This is a genomic window from Streptomyces sp. NPDC049577, from assembly GCF_040675635.1.
Taxonomy (GTDB): domain Bacteria; phylum Actinomycetota; class Actinomycetes; order Streptomycetales; family Streptomycetaceae; genus Streptomyces.
On the sequence record NZ_JBFAPH010000030.1, the window covers coordinates 1 to 17,555 of the forward strand.

At 71.2% G+C, this 17,555-nt stretch carries 17 protein-coding genes; 6 read left to right on the plus strand and 11 right to left on the minus strand.

The annotated features are described in order from the left end of the window. The first annotated feature begins 230 nt into the window (after positions 1-230). The gene (locus AB0K09_RS06395) at positions 231-1,499 is read left to right on the plus strand and encodes a nucleotide sugar dehydrogenase (protein WP_366064140.1); all 1,269 of its coding nucleotides are present in this window, start codon (positions 231-233) and stop codon (positions 1,497-1,499) included. A gap of 12 nt (positions 1,500-1,511) precedes the next feature. On the opposite strand, the gene AB0K09_RS06400 is transcribed toward AB0K09_RS06395, so the two are convergent. The 5 genes from AB0K09_RS06400 to AB0K09_RS06420 form a co-directional block, all read right to left on the minus strand. After that, positions 1,512-2,627, minus strand: a complete 1,116-nt coding sequence (locus AB0K09_RS06400; RefSeq protein WP_366064141.1) for a rod shape-determining protein — start codon at positions 2,625-2,627, stop codon at positions 1,512-1,514. 125 nt (positions 2,628-2,752) lie between these two features. Then, positions 2,753-3,880, minus strand: coding sequence for a GuaB3 family IMP dehydrogenase-related protein (locus AB0K09_RS06405; RefSeq protein WP_171086796.1), 1,128 nt, complete (start codon positions 3,878-3,880; stop codon positions 2,753-2,755). Between the two features lie 130 nt (positions 3,881-4,010). Beyond that, complete coding sequence (guaB, locus tag AB0K09_RS06410; protein ID WP_366064142.1) at positions 4,011-5,513, minus strand: IMP dehydrogenase; 1,503 nt, start codon at positions 5,511-5,513, stop codon at positions 4,011-4,013. A 207-nt stretch (positions 5,514-5,720) separates the two neighbouring features. Continuing rightward, positions 5,721-6,299: a sigma-70 family RNA polymerase sigma factor gene (locus tag AB0K09_RS06415; RefSeq protein ID WP_366064143.1), complete on the minus strand. Its 579-nt coding sequence runs from the start codon at positions 6,297-6,299 to the stop codon at positions 5,721-5,723. 294 nt (positions 6,300-6,593) lie between these two features. Beyond that, the gene (locus AB0K09_RS06420) at positions 6,594-7,205 is read right to left on the minus strand and encodes a response regulator transcription factor (protein WP_003948568.1); all 612 of its coding nucleotides are present in this window, start codon (positions 7,203-7,205) and stop codon (positions 6,594-6,596) included. A gap of 376 nt (positions 7,206-7,581) precedes the next feature. Here AB0K09_RS06420 and AB0K09_RS06425 point away from each other — a divergent pair, with 376 nt between their 5' ends. Further along, the gene (locus AB0K09_RS06425; RefSeq protein ID WP_366064144.1) at positions 7,582-7,899 is read left to right on the plus strand and encodes a WhiB family transcriptional regulator; all 318 of its coding nucleotides are present in this window, start codon (positions 7,582-7,584) and stop codon (positions 7,897-7,899) included. A gap of 79 nt (positions 7,900-7,978) precedes the next feature. Here the strand turns inward: AB0K09_RS06425 and AB0K09_RS06430 are convergent, their stop codons facing one another. Beyond that, complete coding sequence (locus AB0K09_RS06430) at positions 7,979-8,923, minus strand: LysR family transcriptional regulator (protein WP_366064145.1); 945 nt, start codon at positions 8,921-8,923, stop codon at positions 7,979-7,981. A gap of 115 nt (positions 8,924-9,038) precedes the next feature. Between AB0K09_RS06430 and AB0K09_RS06435 the strand changes: the two genes are divergently transcribed. Further along, the gene (locus AB0K09_RS06435; RefSeq protein WP_366064146.1) at positions 9,039-9,812 is read left to right on the plus strand and encodes an SDR family oxidoreductase; all 774 of its coding nucleotides are present in this window, start codon (positions 9,039-9,041) and stop codon (positions 9,810-9,812) included. Between the two features lie 108 nt (positions 9,813-9,920). Further along, a complete protein-coding gene (locus tag AB0K09_RS06440; protein ID WP_366064147.1) occupies positions 9,921-10,631 on the plus strand; it encodes an ester cyclase in 711 nt (236 codons plus the stop codon). 111 nt (positions 10,632-10,742) lie between these two features. On the opposite strand, the gene groL is transcribed toward AB0K09_RS06440, so the two are convergent. The 5 genes from groL to AB0K09_RS06465 form a co-directional block, all read right to left on the minus strand. Then, positions 10,743-12,371, minus strand: coding sequence for a chaperonin GroEL (gene groL / locus AB0K09_RS06445; RefSeq protein ID WP_366064148.1), 1,629 nt, complete (start codon positions 12,369-12,371; stop codon positions 10,743-10,745). A gap of 94 nt (positions 12,372-12,465) precedes the next feature. Continuing rightward, complete coding sequence (groES, locus tag AB0K09_RS06450; protein ID WP_366064149.1) at positions 12,466-12,774, minus strand: co-chaperone GroES; 309 nt, start codon at positions 12,772-12,774, stop codon at positions 12,466-12,468. Between the two features lie 267 nt (positions 12,775-13,041). Then, positions 13,042-13,854 (minus strand): polysaccharide deacetylase family protein, encoded by an 813-nt coding sequence (locus AB0K09_RS06455; protein WP_366064170.1) that lies wholly within the window; start codon positions 13,852-13,854, stop codon positions 13,042-13,044. Positions 13,855-13,997: 143 nt separating this feature from the next. Continuing rightward, complete coding sequence (locus tag AB0K09_RS06460; RefSeq protein ID WP_366064150.1) at positions 13,998-14,741, minus strand: transglycosylase SLT domain-containing protein; 744 nt, start codon at positions 14,739-14,741, stop codon at positions 13,998-14,000. A 318-nt stretch (positions 14,742-15,059) separates the two neighbouring features. Next, a complete protein-coding gene (locus AB0K09_RS06465) occupies positions 15,060-15,590 on the minus strand; it encodes a flavoprotein (RefSeq protein ID WP_366064151.1) in 531 nt (176 codons plus the stop codon). A 54-nt stretch (positions 15,591-15,644) separates the two neighbouring features. On the opposite strand from AB0K09_RS06465, the gene AB0K09_RS06470 reads away from it, so the two are divergent. Next, positions 15,645-16,832 (plus strand): class I SAM-dependent methyltransferase, encoded by a 1,188-nt coding sequence (locus AB0K09_RS06470; protein WP_366064152.1) that lies wholly within the window; start codon positions 15,645-15,647, stop codon positions 16,830-16,832. A gap of 97 nt (positions 16,833-16,929) precedes the next feature. Next, a complete protein-coding gene (locus AB0K09_RS06475; RefSeq protein WP_366064171.1) occupies positions 16,930-17,553 on the plus strand; it encodes a LysE family translocator in 624 nt (207 codons plus the stop codon). Positions 17,554-17,555 lie beyond the last annotated feature (2 nt).

Genomic DNA, 17,555 nt, shown 5'->3' on the forward strand with positions numbered 1-17,555 from the left:
CTCGGCCGGACCGAGTGTCGCCGTCCTCACCACACGCCTCCCGCGGGGCCGCAGGTTTGCTCCGTCCTCCTTCGATGCTGCCCCAGAACCGGCGGTTCGGCCTCACAGGAACCGGTGCACGGGCCGGCAACCCGTGCGCGGCCCGGCGACGGCAATACCGCATAACAGTCATATTGGCGCCTAACCTGATGTAACGGCTGCCCCCTGCGCCGGGAAGGACCGCTTCAGCCATGCCCGCAGACCTCGCCGTCATCGGCCTCGGCCACCTGGGGCTTCCCCTCGCCCAGGCCGCCACCGCCGCCCGCATCGCGACCGTCGGCTACGACCCCGACCCCGGTGTGGTGGCCGAGCTGCGCGCGGGACGGCTGCCGCCCGGTGACGACGGCGCGCTGACCGCCGCCGAGATCCGCCGCATGGTTTCCGCCGGCTTCCGCGCCACGACCGAGGACGCCGAGCTCGGCCGGGTCCGCACGGCCGTGATCTGCGCACCCACCCGGCTCGGCGAGGACCGCACGCTGGACCTCGCCGAGGTGGGCGACGCCGCCCGCGCGCTGGCCGCCCGGCTGCGCCCGCGCACCACCGTCATCCTGGAGTCCCACGTCGCCCCCGGCACCACGGAGGACTTCGTCCGCCCCGTCCTGGAGGCCGGCTCGGGGCTGCGCGCCGGCCGGGACTTCCACCTCGCCTATTCCCCCAGCCGCCACGACCCCGGCAACCGCCGGCACCGCCTCGCCGGCATCCCCAAGGTCATCGGCGGTCTCACCCCGGCCTGCACGGAGGCCGCCGCCGCCTTCTACGGACGGATCTGCGACAAGGTCGTCCGCGCCCGGGGAGCCCGCGAGGCCGAGGCCGTCAACGTCCTGGAGACCAACTACCGGCACGTCAACATCGCCCTGGCCAACGAGATGGCGGTCTACTGCCACGACATCGGCGTCGACCTGTGGGACGTGCTGCGCTGCGCGGAGACCAAGCCGTTCGGCTTCCAGGCCTTCCGGCCGGGGCCCGGGGTGGGGGGCCACGCCGTGCCCATCGACCCCAGCTACCTCTGCTACGAGCGCCGCAGCCAGGGCTACCCGCTGCGCATGGTCGAGCTGGCGCAGGAGGTCAACGGCCGCATGCCGCGCTACGTCATCCAGCGCTGCGCCACCCTGCTGAACGAGCACGGCAAGTCCGCGCGCGGCGCCCGCGTGCTCCTGCTGGGCGTCAGCTACAAGGCCGACGTCGCCGACCAGGAGGGCTCGCCCGCCCGCGAGATCGCCTCACGGCTGATGGAACTGGGCGCCCAGCTCAGCTACCACGACCCGCACGTGCACGGCTGGCGTGTGCTCGGCCGGCCCGTGCCGCGCGCCGACTGCTTCTACGAGGCGGCGGCCGAGGCCGACCTGACGGTCCTTCTGCAGCACCACCGCACGTACGACCTCCAGGGCCTGGCGGTCAAGGCGCAGTTGCTGCTCGACACCCGCGGGGCTACCCCCGCGGGCGCGGCCCACCGCCTCTGACGAGGCTCCCGGTCACAGCCGTCCGGTCGCCAGCAGCCGGTTCGGCTGGGCGTCCAGCACGGTCCGCAGGGAGGAGAAGTCCTCCACGCAGCGGCCGGTGCCGATCGCGACGCAGTCCAGCGGGTTCTCGGCGATGACCACGGGGATGTCCAGCTCCCGGCTGAGCCGGACGTCCAGGCCGCGCAGCAGCGCGCCGCCGCCGGTCAGGACGATGCCGCGGTCCATGATGTCGCCGGAGAGCTCCGGCGGCGTCTCGTCCAGGGTCTGACGCACGGCCATGACGATGGCGTCGACCGGCTCGGCCAGCGCGTGCCGGATCTCGTCGGCCGTCAGCTCCAGCGTCTTGGGCAGACCGCTGACCTGGTCACGGCCCCGGATCACGGCCCGGTCCGAGGGCACCAGGCCCTGCGTCTCCTCCGGGTCGCCGCCGTCCTCGGCGGAGGGGTTCGCGGGCGCCCAGTAGACCGGCGAGGCCGAGCCGATGCTCATCTTGAGGTCCTCGGCGGTCCGTTCACCGATCGCGAGGGCGTACTTCTTCTTCACATAGGAGATGATCGCGGCGTCCATCGCGTCACCGGCCGTGCGCACCGAGCGCGCGGTGACGATGCCGCCCAGCGAGATCACCGCGACCTCGGTGGTGCCGCCGCCGATGTCGACGACCATGCAGCCGGTCGGCTCGCTCACCGGCAGGCCCGCGCCGATCGCCGCCGCCATCGGCTCCTCGACCAGGTGCACCGCGCGCGCCCCGGCACCCGCCGCCGCCTCGATGACGGCCCGGCGCTCGACACCGGTGATCCCGGACGGCACGCACACCACGACGCGCGGCCGGGAGAAGCGGCGGTTGCCCAGCACCTTCTTGATGAAGTGCCGCATCATCCGCTCGGCTATCTCGAAGTCCGCGATGACGCCGTCGCGCAGCGGGCGCACGGCGACGATGTTCGAGGGGGTGCGGCCGATGGTCGACTTGGCCTCGGAGCCCACCGACAGCACACTGCCGTCATCGGCGTTGACGGCGACGACCGAGGGCTCGTTGAGCACCACTCCCTTCCCCCGCACGTACACCAGCGTGTTCGCGGTGCCGAGATCGATACCCATGTCCCTGCCGCTGAACGACTTGCTTTGCGCCATAAGTCGCCAGTATTCCCTACGATCGAACCTTTATACGGCGCTGACGTCGGCCTCCGGACAACGCGAGGACAACGCGAAGGGCCCGGACCGCGTGACGGTCCGGGCCCCTGCGGCTCGCTGCCGGGTCAGCGCTTGTCGTGCTGCGACGGCGCGACCGTCACCTCGACGCGCTGGAACTCCTTGAGCTCGCTGTAGCCGGTGGTGGCCATGGCCCGGCGCAGGGCGCCGAAGAAGTTCATGGAACCGTCCGGGGTGTGCGAGGGGCCGAGCAGGATCTCCTCGGTGCTGCCGACCACGCCCAGGTTCATGCGCTTGCCGCGCGGCACGTCCTCGTGCACGGCCTCCATGCCCCAGTGGTGGCCGCGGCCCGGCGCGTCGGTGGCGCGCGCGAGCGGGGAGCCCATCATCACGGCGTCGGCACCGCAGGCGATGGCCTTGGGCAGGTCGCCGGACCAGCCCACGCCGCCGTCCGCGATGACGTGGACGTAGCGGCCGCCGGACTCGTCCATGTAGTCCCGGCGGGCGGCGGCCACGTCGGCGACGGCGGTCGCCATCGGGACCTGGATGCCCAGGACGTTGCGGGTGGTGTGGGCGGCACCGCCGCCGAAGCCGACGAGCACGCCCGCCGCGCCCGTGCGCATCAGGTGCAGGGCGGCGGTGTAGGTGGCGCAGCCGCCGACGATCACCGGCACGTCGAGCTCGTAGATGAACTGCTTGAGGTTCAGCGGCTCGGCGGCACCGGAGACGTGCTCGGCGGAGACGGTCGTGCCGCGGATGACGAAGATGTCCACGCCCGCGTCGACGACGGCCTTGGAGAACTGCGCGGTGCGCTGCGGCGACAGCGCGGCGGCGGTCACGACACCGGAGTCGCGGACCTCCTTGATGCGCTGCCCGATCAGCTCCTCCTTGATCGGGGCGGCGTAGATCTCCTGCAGCCGCTTGGTCGCGGTGCGCTCGTCCAGCTCGGCGATCTCCGCCAGCAGCGGCTCCGGGTCCTCGTAGCGGGTCCACAGGCCCTCGAGGTTGAGCACACCGAGGCCACCGAGCTCGCCGATGCGGATGGCGGTCTCGGGCGAGACGACCGAGTCCATGGGGGCGGCCAGGAACGGCAGCTCGAAGCGGTAGGCGTCGATCTGCCAGGCGATCGAGACCTCCTTGGGGTCACGGGTACGCCGGCTGGGGACGACGGCGATGTCGTCGAACGCGTACGCCCGGCGGCCGCGCTTGCCGCGCCCGATCTCGATCTCAGTCACGTCTGTGGCCTTTCCACTTGCTCTGGCGCTCCGTCTGCCGCATCCAGTATCCCCGACGCGGCGGAGCCCGCGGCCTGGTGGCCGCGGGCTCGGGGAGCGCTGTGTACGAAGCTGTACGAAACTCCGACTACTACCGGCGGGAGTAGTTGGGAGCCTCGACGGTCATCTGGATGTCGTGCGGGTGGCTCTCCTTCAGGCCCGCCGACGTGATCCGCACGAAGCGGCCCTTCTCCTTCAGCTCCGGCACCGTCGCCGAGCCGACGTAGCCCATGGAGGCACGCAGGCCGCCGACGAGCTGGTGGGCGACCGAGGACAGCGGGCCGCGGTAGGGCACCTGGCCCTCGATGCCCTCGGGGACGAGCTTGTCCTCGGAGAGGACGTTGTCCTGGAAGTAGCGGTCCTTGGAGTACGAGCGGGCCTGGCCGCGCGACTGCATCGCGCCCAGCGAGCCCATGCCCCGGTAGGACTTGAACTGCTTGCCGTTGATGAAGACCATCTCGCCCGGCGACTCCTCGCAGCCCGCCAGCAGCGAGCCGAGCATCACCGTGTCCGCGCCGGCGGCGATCGCCTTGGCGATGTCGCCGGAGTACTGCAGGCCGCCGTCGCCGATGAGCGGCACGCCGGCCGCGTGGCACGCCTGGGCGGCCTCGTAGATCGCGGTGACCTGGGGGACCCCGATGCCGGCGACCACGCGGGTGGTGCAGATGGAGCCCGGGCCGACGCCGACCTTCACACCGTCCGCACCGGCGTCGATCAGCGCCTGGGCGCCGTCGCGGGTGGCGACGTTGCCGCCGACGACATCGACGTCGATGTTCGACTTGATCTTGGCGATCATGTCGAGGATGCCCCGGCTGTGGCCGTGGGCGCTGTCCACGACGAGGAAGTCCACGCCGGCCTCGACCAGCGCCTGCGCGCGGTCGTACGACTCGTCGCCGACGCCCACCGCGGCGCCGACGATCAGACGGCCCTCGGCGTCCTTGGCGGCGTTGGGGTACTTCTCGGCCTTGACGAAGTCCTTGACCGTGATCAGGCCCTTGAGCACGCCGGCGTCGTCCACCAGCGGCAGCTTCTCGATCTTGTGGCGGCGCAGCAGCTCGATCGCGTCGTCGCCGGAGATGCCGACCTTGCCGGTGACCAGCGGCATCGGGGTCATGACCTCGCGGACCTGACGGCTGCGGTCCAGCTCGAAGGCCATGTCGCGGTTGGTGACGATGCCGAGCAGCTTGCCCGCCGGGTCGGTGACCGGCACGCCGCTGATGCGGAACTTCGCGCACAGCGCGTCGGCCTCGGCGAGGGTGGCGTCCGGGCGGACCGTGATCGGGTCGGAGACCATGCCGGACTCGGAGCGCTTGACCAGGTCGACCTGGTTGGCCTGGTCCTCGACGGACAGGTTGCGGTGGAGCACGCCCGCACCGCCCTGGCGGGCCATGGCGATGGCCATCCGCGCCTCGGTGACCTTGTCCATGGCGGCGGACAGCAGCGGGATGTTGACGCGCACGTTGCGCGATACCCGGGAGGAGGTGTCGACGGCGTTCGGGAGCACCTCCGAGGCACCCGGCAGCAGCAGGACGTCGTCGTATGTCAGACCGAGCATCGCGAACTTCGCGGGCATTCCGTCGACGTTGTCAGTCATGACACCTTCCCAAATGGAGTGATTACCCAGGTTCCCCCAGGGCCGCGACACCGGCGGCGGCCGCCGCGGGGCCCCGGACCCCCTTGCCCCGGCGAGGACTCCCATGCTAACGGCCGTCGCCGGTGTCCCATTCCACGAGGACTGAGGCTCGCATCACTTGGAGAATCGCACCAATCGCACGTCCGTGCGCCCGATTCCGCGCCGGATTCACTGTTCGGCGAGTGCCCGCAGCCTGCTCAGCGCCCGGTGCTGGGCGACCCGGACGGCGCCGGGCGACATCCCCAGCATCTGCCCGGTCTCCTCGGCGGTCAGCCCGACGGCGACGCGCAGCAGGACGAGCTCCCGCTGGTTCTCCGGAAGGTTGGCCAGCAGCTTCTTGGCCCACTCCGCGTCGCTGCTGAGCAGCGCGCGCTCCTCGGGCCCGAGCGAGTCGTCCGGCTGCTCCGGCATCTCGTCGGAGGGCACGGCCGTGCTGCCGGGGTGCCGCATGGCGGCGCGCTGGAGGTCGGCGACCTTGTGCGCGGCGATGGCCACGACGAACGCCTCGAAGGGCCGTCCCGTGTCGCGGTAGCGCGGCAGGGCGCACAGCACCGCGAGACAGACCTCCTGGGCGAGGTCGTCGACGAAGTGGCGGGCATCGCCGGGCAGCCGCGACAGCCGCGTGCGGCAGTAGCGCAGCGCGAGCGGATGCACCAGGGCGAGCAGGTCGTGGGTGGCCTTCCGGTCCCCCTCGACGGCGCGGGCGACGAGGGCGCCGATAATCGCCGTCTCGTCATCGTCGCGCATCGGTCCATGGTGCCTTGAGGCCGGATTGTCCGTGGCACCGCGTCCGTAGTTGTGCACCGAAGCGTTATGAGCGGGTGCGCCGGCAGTCATCTCCCGTGCCCTCCCATCACGCCCGACCGAGCCGTCCCCGAGGAACTCCATACTCCAAGGATGCGGCAGCGCGCGGGAAACGTGCAGCGGGCCGGGAGCTCCGGCCGTCCGCACCGCTTCGCCCCGCCCGCTCCACGGCGGGCGGGGTACCCCGGTCCCCCGCTTCGATGCACGGCACGCCGCCCCTGACCCCGTCGGGAGCGCCTAGCGGACCAGACCCCAGCGGAAGCCGAGCGCGACGGCGTGCGCCCGGTCGGAGGCGCCCAGCTTCTTGAAGAGCCGGCGGGCGTGGGTCTTGACGGTGTCCTCGGAGAGGAAGAGCTCGCGGCCGATCTCGGCGTTGGACCGCCCGTGACTCATGCCCTCCAGCACCTGGATCTCCCGCGCGGTGAGCGTGGGCGCGGCGCCCATCTCGGCCGAGCGCAGCCGCCGGGGGGCGAGCCGCCAGGTCGGGTCGGCGAGCGCCTGGGTGACCGTGGCGCGCAGCTCGGCCCGCGAGGCGTCCTTGTGCAGATAGCCGCGCGCGCCGGCAGCGACGGCGAGCGCCACCCCGTCCAGGTCCTCGGCGACCGTGAGCATGATGATGCGGGCGCCGGGGTCGGCGGAGAGCAGCCGGCGCACGGTCTCGACGCCGCCCAGTCCGGGCATGCGTACGTCCATGAGAATGAGATCCGAACGATCGGCGCCCCAGCGGCGGAGGACTTCCTCGCCGTTGGCCGCCGTCGTCACGCGCTCGACGCCGGGCACGGTCGCCACCGCACGCCGGAGCGCCTCTCGGGCAAGCGGGGAGTCGTCGCAGACGAGGACGGATGTCATGACCGCCCTCCGCAGCTGATGCGCGTCACCTTGAGCCTCCAGGCTGGTACTGATCGTCACCTGTGCGATTGACGTCTTGGCGGGCACCCTGGCCGGCTGCCCGGTGCTTCATTCGTCAACCGCCTCCGCACTCTCAACGACGGTCACCCGAAAGAGTTACGGGCCTGCTCGACCACGTTCGGCACTCTACGTGAGGGCGCGGATACAGAGCAGGGCGCATTGGGGGCGCCCGGCTCTCTGTTCAAGCTATGCCCCATTTGCCCACTCGGACCCTCATTTCTTCCCATCTGCTGCCATGTGTGGCTAGATTCGCAATGAGTCATATTTTCATCACGGCCAAACCGCCCGCTTCGAGCACGCTTCGAGGGGACATGCAATGGCAGATTTCTCCCGCCTTCCCGGTCCCAACGCCGACCTCTGGGACTGGCAGCTCCTGGCGGCGTGCCGCGGGGTCGACAGCTCGCTCTTCTTCCATCCCGAGGGGGAACGCGGAGCCGCCCGCAGCGCCCGCGAGGCCTCCGCGAAAGAGGTGTGCATGCGCTGTCCGGTGCGCGCGGAGTGCGCGGCGCACGCGCTGGCCGTACGGGAGCCCTACGGCGTGTGGGGCGGCCTCACCGAGGACGAGCGCGAAGAGCTGATGGGACGCGCCCGGCACCGCTCCATCACGGCGTCGTCCGGCCCGGTCGGCGCGTAGCCGGGCACGCCCGGCAGCTTGCAGAAACGTTCTACTGCCGTGACGGGCTACCGCCGCGACGTTCTACTGCCGCGACGGGCTACTGCCGCGCGGCCGCCGTCAGCTGGTCCAGCATCGCGGCCACGGCCGGCACCCGCGCCAGGTCCGGCAGCGTGAGCGCCACGACCTCGCGCTGCACCACCGGCTCGACCGCCACGGTCCGCGTCCCCTTCGGGCGCACCGTCTCCAGCGCCAGCTCCGGCATCACCGCGACCCCGAGCCCCGCGCCGACCAGGCCGAACACCGCCGGGTAGTCGTCCGTCGCGAAGTCGATCCGGGGCGTGAACCCCGCGCTCTCGCAGATCTCCACCAGATGCCGCCGGCAGCGCGGGCACCCGGCGATCCACGGGTCGTCCGCCAGCTCCGCTATCCCGATCCGCTCGGCACCGGCCAGTGGGTGCCCCTCCGGCACCACACCGATCAGACGATCCGTCAGCAGCGGGCGCACCACCAGGTCGTCCCGGCCCCAGGGGCCCTCGGGCCCGGGCAGGGCCCCGACCTCGGGGGTGCCCGGCCCGGTGTCGCGCACGTCGGGGTAGCGGAAGGCCAGCGCGATCTCGCACTCTCCCTCGCGCAGCATCTCCACCGAGCGCGGCGGCTCGGCCTCCACGAGCGAGACCCGGGTCCCCGGGTGGGCGGCCCGCATCTCCGCGAGCGCGCTCGGCACCAGCGTCGAGCTGGCGCTGGGGAAGGAGACCAGGCGCACCCGCCCGGCGCGCAGCCCGGCGATCGCCGCGATCTCCTCCTCGGCGGCCGTCAGCCCGGCCAGGATCCCCGCGGCATGCCGCACCAGCGCCTCGCCGGCCTGGGTCAGCCGCATTTCGCGGCCCGTGCGCACCAGCAGCGGCGTGCCGGTGGACTGCTCCAGGGCCTTCATCTGCTGGCTGACGGCGGGCTGGGTGCACCCCAACTCCCGCGCCGCCGCCGAGAACGAGCCGGTCGCGGCCACGGCGCGGAGCACCCTGAGATGACGAGCCTCGATCATACGGCCGAGCATAAGCGAAGCTTGGGGTGAAAAGGGAAGCCCCAAGCTGCCACCGGGGGGTGGGGAGGGGCCGGGATGGTCTTCACGGGGGGCCGCCGAGCACTAACGTTCCCGTATGACGACTGCACTGATCACGGGAGCGACGGCCGGCATCGGCGCGGCCTTCGCGCGGCGGCTGGCGGCCGACGGAAAGAACCTGGTGCTGGTGGCCCGCGACGAGAAGCGGCTGAGCGAGCAGGCGACCGAGCTCCACGACCGCCATGGCGTGGAGGTCGAGGTGCTCCGCGCCGATCTCGCGGAGGACGAGGGCATCGAGGCCGTCGAGGCACGGCTCGCGGACCGCAAGCACCCGGTGGATCTGCTGGTCAACAACGCCGGCTTCGGCCACAAGGGCCGCTACCTCGAGGTGCCGATGGCGGACGAGCTGCGGATGCTCAAGGTGCACTGCGAGGCGGTGCTGCGGCTGACCTCGGCGGCGTCCGCCGGGATGCGGGAGCGCCGGCGCGGCGGGGTGATCAACGTGGCGTCGGTGGCCGCCTTCGTGCCGCGCGGCACCTACGGGGCGAGCAAGGCGTGGGTCGTGCAGTTCACCCAGGGCGCCGCGCGGGACCTGGCGGGCAGCGGGGTGCGGCTGATGGCGCTGTGCCCCGGTTTCGTGCGCACGGAGTTCCACCAGCGGGCCGGGATGGGCACCGACAACGTCCCCGGCTGGCTGTGGCTGGACGCCGACCGGCTGGTCGACGCGGCGCTGAAGGACCTGGCGCGCGGCAGGTCGCTCTCCGTCCCGGACCCGCGCTACAAGGCGCTGACCGGCCTGATGAAGCTGGCCCCGCGCCGGGCGGTCTCGCGGGCGAGCGCGACGACGGGCCGCAAGTACGGGCCGAACTGACGGGGGCGGCGGCCGCCGCGGGGCAGGAGCGCTCCCGGGCGACGGGAAGCCGGGACATCCCAGGGCTAACCTGGACGTATCACCCGGCCGTACCCCCCGGGAGGCGTCATGACCTTCGTACAGCTCATCGACTGCAGGACCAGCAGGTACGACGACATGAACCGGCTCATGGACGAGTGGGTCGCCGCGACGGAGGGGAAGCGCACCGCCACCCACTCGCTCGTCGGCCGGGACCGCTCCGACGGCGATCACTTCATCGAGCTCATCGAGTTCCCGTCCTACGAGGACGCGATGAAGAACTCGAACCTCCCGGAGACCAACCGGATCTTCGAGGAGATCGTCGCGCTCTGCGACGGCATGCCGAACTTCACCGATCTCGACGTGGTCCGCGACGAGCAGCTGAACAAGGCCACCGCCCGGCGCTTCTACGACGAGGTGGCCGTCGGCGGCGACCTCGGTCTGATCGACGAGCTCTTCGCCGAGGACTACCGGGAGCACGACCTCGGCGCCTGGGAGGAGCCGGCGGACGACCGGGAGGCCTTCCGGGAGACCGTCGCCGGCTGGCGGAACGCCTTCGAGTTCCGCTTCGACCTGCACAGCCTGGTGGCCGAGGGGGACGAAGTCGTCGTCCGCTGGACCTGGCGCGGCACCCACCGGGGCGACTTCAGGGGCCTCGCGCCCACGGGCCGGCAGGCCGCGATGGACGGCTTCACGACGTTCCGGCTGGAGGACGGCCGGATCCGCGAGGGCTGGTGGACCTACGACATGCTCGGCCTGCTGCGGCAGTTGGGCGCGGTCGAGGCGCAGGCCGAGGTGTAGGCCGCGGTGCAGGCCGAGGTGTAAGCCGGGGCGCGGCCGGATACGGGACCGGGCCCGGTCCCCCTCGCGGGGTGACCGGGCCCGGGCGTCAAGTGCCGTGGACGGCTCGCGTCAGTGCGCGTGACCGTGGCCGTGGCCGTGACCGGCCTCGGCGGCCTCCTCTTCCTTCTTCTCGACGACCAGGGTCTCGGTCGTGAGCAGCAGGGAGGCGATGGAGGCGGCGTTCTCCAGGGCGGAGCGGGTGACCTTGACCGGGTCGATGACGCCGGCCTTCACCAGGTCGCCGTACTCGCCGGTCGCGGCGTTGAAGCCGTGGCCCTTCTCCAGCTCGGCGACCTTCGAGGTGATGACGTAGCCCTCGAGGCCGGCGTTCTCGGCGATCCAGCGCAGCGGCTCGACGACGGCGCGGCGGACGACGGCGACACCGGTGGCCTCGTCACCGACCTTGCCCAGGCCGCTCTCCAGCACCTTGGCGGCGTGGACGAGCGCGGAACCGCCACCGGAGACGATGCCCTCCTCGACCGCGGCGCGGGTCGCGGAGATGGCGTCCTCCAGGCGGTGCTTCTTCTCCTTGAGCTCGACCTCGGTGGCCGCGCCCACGCGGATGACGCACACGCCACCGGCGAGCTTGGCGAGGCGCTCCTGGAGCTTCTCGCGGTCCCAGTCCGAGTCGGTGGTCTCGATCTCGGCCTTGATCTGGGCGACGCGGCCCTGGACGTCGTCGGCGTTGCCGCCGCCGTCGACGATGGTGGTGTCGTCCTTGGTGACGGTCACACGGCGGGCGGAGCCCAGCACGTCCAGACCGGCCTGGTCGAGCTTGAGGCCGACCTCCTCGGCGATGACGGTGGCGCCGGTGAGGGCGGCCATGTCGCCGAGCATCGCCTTGCGGCGGTCACCGAAGCCGGGGGCCTTGACAGCCACGGCGTTGAACGTGCCGCGGATCTTGTTGACGACCAGCGTGGAGAGGGCCTCGCCCTCGACGTCCTCGGCGATGATCAGCAGCGGCTTGGAGCCACCCGCCTGGATGATCTTCTCGAGCAGCGGCAGCAGGTCGGCGATCGCGGAGATCTTGCCCTGGTGGATCAGGATGTACGGGTCGTCGAGGACGGCCTCCATACGCTCCTGGTCGGTGACCATGTAGGGCGACAGGTAGCCCTTGTCGAAGGCCATGCCCTCGGTGAAGTCGAGCTCCAGGCCGAAGGTGTTGGACTCCTCGACGGTGATGACACCGTCCTTGCCGACCTTGTCCATCGCCTCGGCGATGAGCTCGCCGACCTGCTTGTCCTGCGCGGACAGCGCGGCGACGGCGGCGATGTCGGCCTTGTCGGCGATCGGGCGGGCGCTCGCCAGCAGTTCCTCGGAGATCGCCTTGACGGCGGCGTCGATGCCCTTCTTCAGGGCGGCCGGGGAGGCGCCGGCGGCGACGTTGCGCAGACCCTCGCGGACCAGCGCCTGGGCCAGCACGGTGGCGGTGGTGGTGCCGTCACCCGCGATGTCGTTGGTCTTGGTCGCCACCTCCTTGACGAGCTGGGCGCCCAGGTTCTCGTACGCGTCGTCGAGCTCGACCTCGCGCGCGATGGTGACACCGTCGTTGGTGATGGTGGGCGCGCCGAACTTCTTGTCGATGACGACGTTGCGGCCCTTGGGGCCGATGGTCACCTTGACGGTGTCGGCCAGCTTGTTGACGCCGCGCTCGAGGGCGCGACGGGCGTCCTCGTCGAACTTCAGGGTCTTCGCCATGGTCTGCTCAGGTCCTCTCAAAAGAACCGCGCCCCCGGCGCCCGGCTAGCAGACACGGGAACCAGGGGCGCGGAACAAACAGCTTTGGGGTGAATTACTTCTCGATGATCGCGAGGACGTCGCGGGCCGAGAGAACGAGGTACTCCTCGTTGTTGTACTTCACCTCGGTGCCGCCGTACTTGCTGTAGAGCACGACGTCGCCGACGTTCACGTCGAGCGGCAGACGGTTGCCGTCCTCGAAGCGGCCCGGACCGACGGCCAGGACGACGCCCTCCTGGGGCTTCTCCTTGGCGGTGTCCGGAATGACCAGGCCAGAGGCCGTGGTCTGCTCGGCGTCGAGCGGCTGGACCACGATGCGGTCCTCGAGCGGCTTGATGGCAACCTTGGAGCTGGTGGTCGTCACGATCCGACCTCCCCCTTCGGAGATCTCACGGGGTTAACTGTCTGAGGTGGCGACCAGGTCGATCCGTCGTCGCGGGTGCCGGACCTGCCCGTCGCTGTGTTTGGCACTCGCCGTAGGAGAGTGCCAGCGCCGAGACTATGACGCGGTTAGCACTCGGTCAAGCGGAGTGCCAATTCGCCGTGCGGCGAGCCTTTGCTACCCCGCTCCCGTGCGGGGTACTCCTGACCGGGGGCTCGCGCCCCCGGACCCCCGGACGGGCCGGTTCGGCTACACGTAGTCCTCCAGGCGGGCCACCGTGAAGCCCTGGCGCTCAACGCTGCGGATCAGGTTCGCCATCATCCGGGTCATCGTCGTGCCCTTGAGCTCTGCGGGCCCGCGGAAGTGGGCCAGGATGATGTCACCCGGGCGCAGGCCGTCGCCCTCGGCGTAGCGCATGTCGTTGATCTGCATCGTCGCTTCCCACAGGACCACGGCCCGTACGCCGCAGCTGCCCGCCGCGACGAGCGTCTGCTCGTTGTAGTTGCCGTACGGCGGCCGGAAGAGGGGCGGGCGCTTGCCGAAGCGCTTGTCCAGGACGTCCTGCTGCCCGCAGATCTCGCGGCGCTGCGCGTCGGCGGAGAGGGTGCGCAGGTTGGGGTGGTCGATGGTGTGGTTCTGCACCCCGTTGCCGAGGGAGCGCAGCTGGTCGAAGTAGCCGTAGCCCGGACCCGTCCGGGCGACGCTGTCCGTCAGGAACATCGTGAACGGCAGCTTCAGGTCCCGCGCCATCTTCAGGAACTCCGGGTCCTTCTCGGCCCCGTCGTCGATCGTCACGAAGACGACCTTGTCGTTGGTCTGCACGCGCCGCACGACCGGCGGGGTGCCGCCCTCCTTGACCTTGTCGGTCAGCTTCGCGGCGGGCGGGGGCGGCGGCGCGGCGAGCGGCTCGGCGAGCCCCCACTTGCGGTACGCGGCGGCGTCCGGAGCAGCGGCGGTGGGCGGGGCGGCGGGGGCCGCCGGGTGCGCGGCCCCCGGCTTGTCCGCCCTCGCAGGCTTGCCCGAACCGGACGAACACCCGGTCAGCAGAGCGGCGAGCAGCATGGCGGCGACGGGAACAGCGCGGAAGCGGCTGGATATGGACGGGCTCACACGTCCGATTCTTGTTCATGTATGCGAAGAGCGGCACCCCTGCTCGGGGTGCCGCTCTGGTTGCCGTTTCCGGTCTTGTTGCCGTTCCGGCCGGATCAGTAGGCGGAGTTGACGTTGTCCATGGAGCCGTACTTGTCGGCCGCGTAGTTGCAGGACGCGACGATGTTGGCGACCGGGTCCCAGATGTCCCAGGAGGTGCCCTCGACGTGATACGCCTTGAACGTCGGGTCGATGATCTGCAGCAGACCCTTCGACGGCACACCGTTCACCGCGTTGACGTCCCAGTCGTTGATCGCCTTCGGGTTACCCGTCGACTCACGCATGATGTTGCGCTTGACGCCGTCGTAGGAACCCGGGATGCCCTTGGCGTGCATGATGTCCAGCGCCTGGGCGATCCAGCCCTCCAGATTGTCGCCATAGGCCTTCGGCGCCGGAGCGGCGGGCTTGGCGGGAGCGGCCTTGACCGGCTTGCGGGCCTCCGAACGGGAAGCGGCAGCCTTGACCACGCGCTCCTTGTCCGCCTTCGCCTTCGCGGCAGCATCGGCGTCGGCCTTCTTCTTCGCGTCGGCGTCCGCGGCGGCCTTCTTCACGGCAGCAGCCTCGGTCTTGCCCTGCGCGGCGGCGTCCGCGACGGCCCGGGTCAGCTCGTCCTGCTGCGTCGCACCGAACGACTCGGCATTCCAGGCAACGGTCTTCACCGGACGCGTCTCCGCAGCAGAGGCCGTGCCGGCCGAAACGGCGGCGAACGCGGCCGCCGCGATCGACGCGGCAGCGATACCGGTGGCGGAGATCTTGTGGGCCTTGGTCAGACGGGTATAACCGGAGTGGGTGGAGCGCATAACTGAGCTGAACCTCTTCCAATCGCGAACGTCGCAGTGGCCGTACCTGGCGCAAGAAAAAGCGCCGTTTCTCGGTCGACGGCGCCGTGCGACTCAGCCATTGTTAGCGGCGCCCAAAACCCCCGACAAGACTGTGACCTACGACCTCACAACGTAGAAAACCCCAGGACGAATGCCCTAAAACCGCCAAAAACGCGCGCCGCTTATCACTAGCCGAGGGCGTATGTGACCCACGCCCTATGCCCCGCCTCACACCCGGCCGCATTCCTCCTCACGCCCTGCCATTGAGCGCATGCGAATGGTCGGCGAATTCCGGCCTCAGGCCAGGGCGCCGATCGCCTCCTGCCACGGAAAGGTGCCCTGCTGCGGCGCGTGCGGGTCGTGGCCGCCCTCGCCGAGGAGTACGGTCACGCCTGCCCCGCGCAGGGTGGCGACGCTGCGGTCGAGCGCCGGGTGCGCGGCCTGGGCCGCGTTGATGTGCGGGAGGGCGACGATCGGCAGGCCCAGCCCGATCGCCTCCGTGATCAGCCCGAGGGCCAGGGTGTCGGCCGTGCCGGCCGCCCATTTGTTGAGCGTGTTGAACGTGGCGGGCGCGACCAGGACCGCGTCCGGCGGCGGCAGCACGTCGGGCTCCTGGGGCAGCTTGTACTGGTGCCGCACCGGGTGACCGGTCAGCTCGTGGAGCGTGGTGACGTCGTCCTCCAGCCAGCGGTGCGCGTAGGGGGTGAGGATCAGGCAGACGTCCCAGCCGGCCGCCTGGGCCGCGTGGATGCCGGTGGTGATCCGCAGGGCGGGCGGGGCCGCGCAGCAGACCAGGTACAGGACGCGGTGATCACGGTTGGCGGTCATGTCCGCAGTCCACCGTGTGCGGGGTGCGGCCGCAAGCGGGTCAGAATGAGACACGTGCCGAACCCCTCCGCCGATGCCTTCACCGCTCTGCTCTCCGACGAGGGCCGCGCGCTCCTCGACGGTCTGCGCGACCACGACCCCTCCCAGGAGCTGGCCACCGCCACCCGGCTGCGCCGCGAGCACCCGGCCGAGCTGGTCTCCGCCGCCCTCGGGCAGGCGCGGCTGCGGCAGCGGGCGGTGGCGAAGTTCGGGGCGGAGGACGCGTTCCGTATGTTCTTCACGCCCAACGGCGTCGAACAGGCCACCCGGGCGACCGTCGCCGCGCACCGGGCCGCCCGCCTGGCCGCGCTCGGCGTCCGCAGCCTGGCGGACCTGTGCTGTGGCATCGGTGGCGACGCGATCGCGCTGGCGCGCGCCGGCGTGTCGGTTCTGGCCGTGGACCGTGACCCGCTGACGTGCGAGGTCGCCCGGGCCAACGCGGCCGCGCTGGGACTCGCCGAGCTCATCGAGGTGCGTTGCGCCGATGTGACGGAGGTCGACACGGCGGGGTACGACGCCGTCTTCGTCGACCCGGCGCGGCGGGGCGGCCGGGGCCGGATCTTCGACCCCGAGGCGTACTCCCCGCCGCTCTCCTGGGCCGTCGAGGCGGCCCGGCGCGCCCCGCACGCCGCCCTGAAGATCGCTCCTGGTGTTCCGCACGAGGCGATCCCCGAGGACGCGGAGGCGGAGTGGATCTCGGACGGGGGTGATGTGAAGGAGGCGGTGCTGTGGTTCGGCACCGAGCCCGGCGCCCACCGCGCGACCCTCCTCCCGTCCGGTGCCACGCTCACCGGCGGCACCCTGCCCGACCCGCGGGTCCGCCCGGTCGGCCGCTATCTGTACGAGCCGGACGGCGCGGTGATCCGCGCGCACCTGGTCGCGGAGGTGGCGCGCGAGGTCGAGGGCGGTCTGATCGACGAGACGATCGCGTACGTGACGTCCGACCGCCTGGCCGCGACCCGGTACGCGACGGCCTACGAGATCACGGACGTGCTCCCCTTCAACCTCAAGAAGCTGAAGGCGCTGGTGCGCGAGCGCGGCATCGGCGTGGCGGTCATCAAGAAGCGTGGCTCGGCGATCGAGCCGGAGGATCTCCGCAAGAAGCTCAAGCTCTCGGGGCCGCACTCCTGCGTGATCATCCTGACCCGGGTCGCGGGAGCCCCGGCAATGCTGCTGGGGCAGCCGGCGGGGGCGCGGGCCTAGAGGGCGAAGGGGCCGGCAAGTCGTTTCAGCGTTGCTTCATCCTCGGATGAAGAAACGCGCGCTGGTCCTGCACGGTCGGGCGGCCGATGCTCTTTCCATGATCAGCGCGCAGGCATTGACGGGCATCGCGATCGTGGCGCTGGGGATGGTGCTCTCCCCCGGACCGAACATGATCTACCTGGTGTCGAGATCCGTGACCCAGGGACGGCGGGCGGGGCTGATCTCGCTGCTCGGCGTGGCCACCGGCTTCCTCTGCTACCTGCTGGCAGCGACGGTCGGCATCGCCACGCTCTTCGCCACGGTGCCGGCGGTCTACACGGCCCTCAAGCTGGCAGGAGCGGCGTACCTGGGGTGGCTGGCGTGGTGCACGCTGCGGCCGGGCGGTACGTCCGTCTTCGCCCCGCAGCCGCTGCCGCCGGACCCACCGCGCAAGCTGTTCACCATGGGGCTGGTGACCAATCTGCTCAACCCCAAGATCGCGATTCTCTACGTCTCGGTGCTTCCGCAGTTCGTCGACCCGGACCGGGGCTCGATCCCGGTGCAGAGCCTGGAGCTGGGCCTGGTGCAGATCGCGATCGCGATCACGGTCAACGGTCTGATCGCCTCGACGGCCGGGTCGATCGCCGGGTTCCTCCGCGACCGCCCGACGTGGCTGCGTACGCAGCGGGTGGTGATGGGGCTGGTGCTGGCGGGGGTGGCGGTACGGGTGGCCGTCGCCTGAGC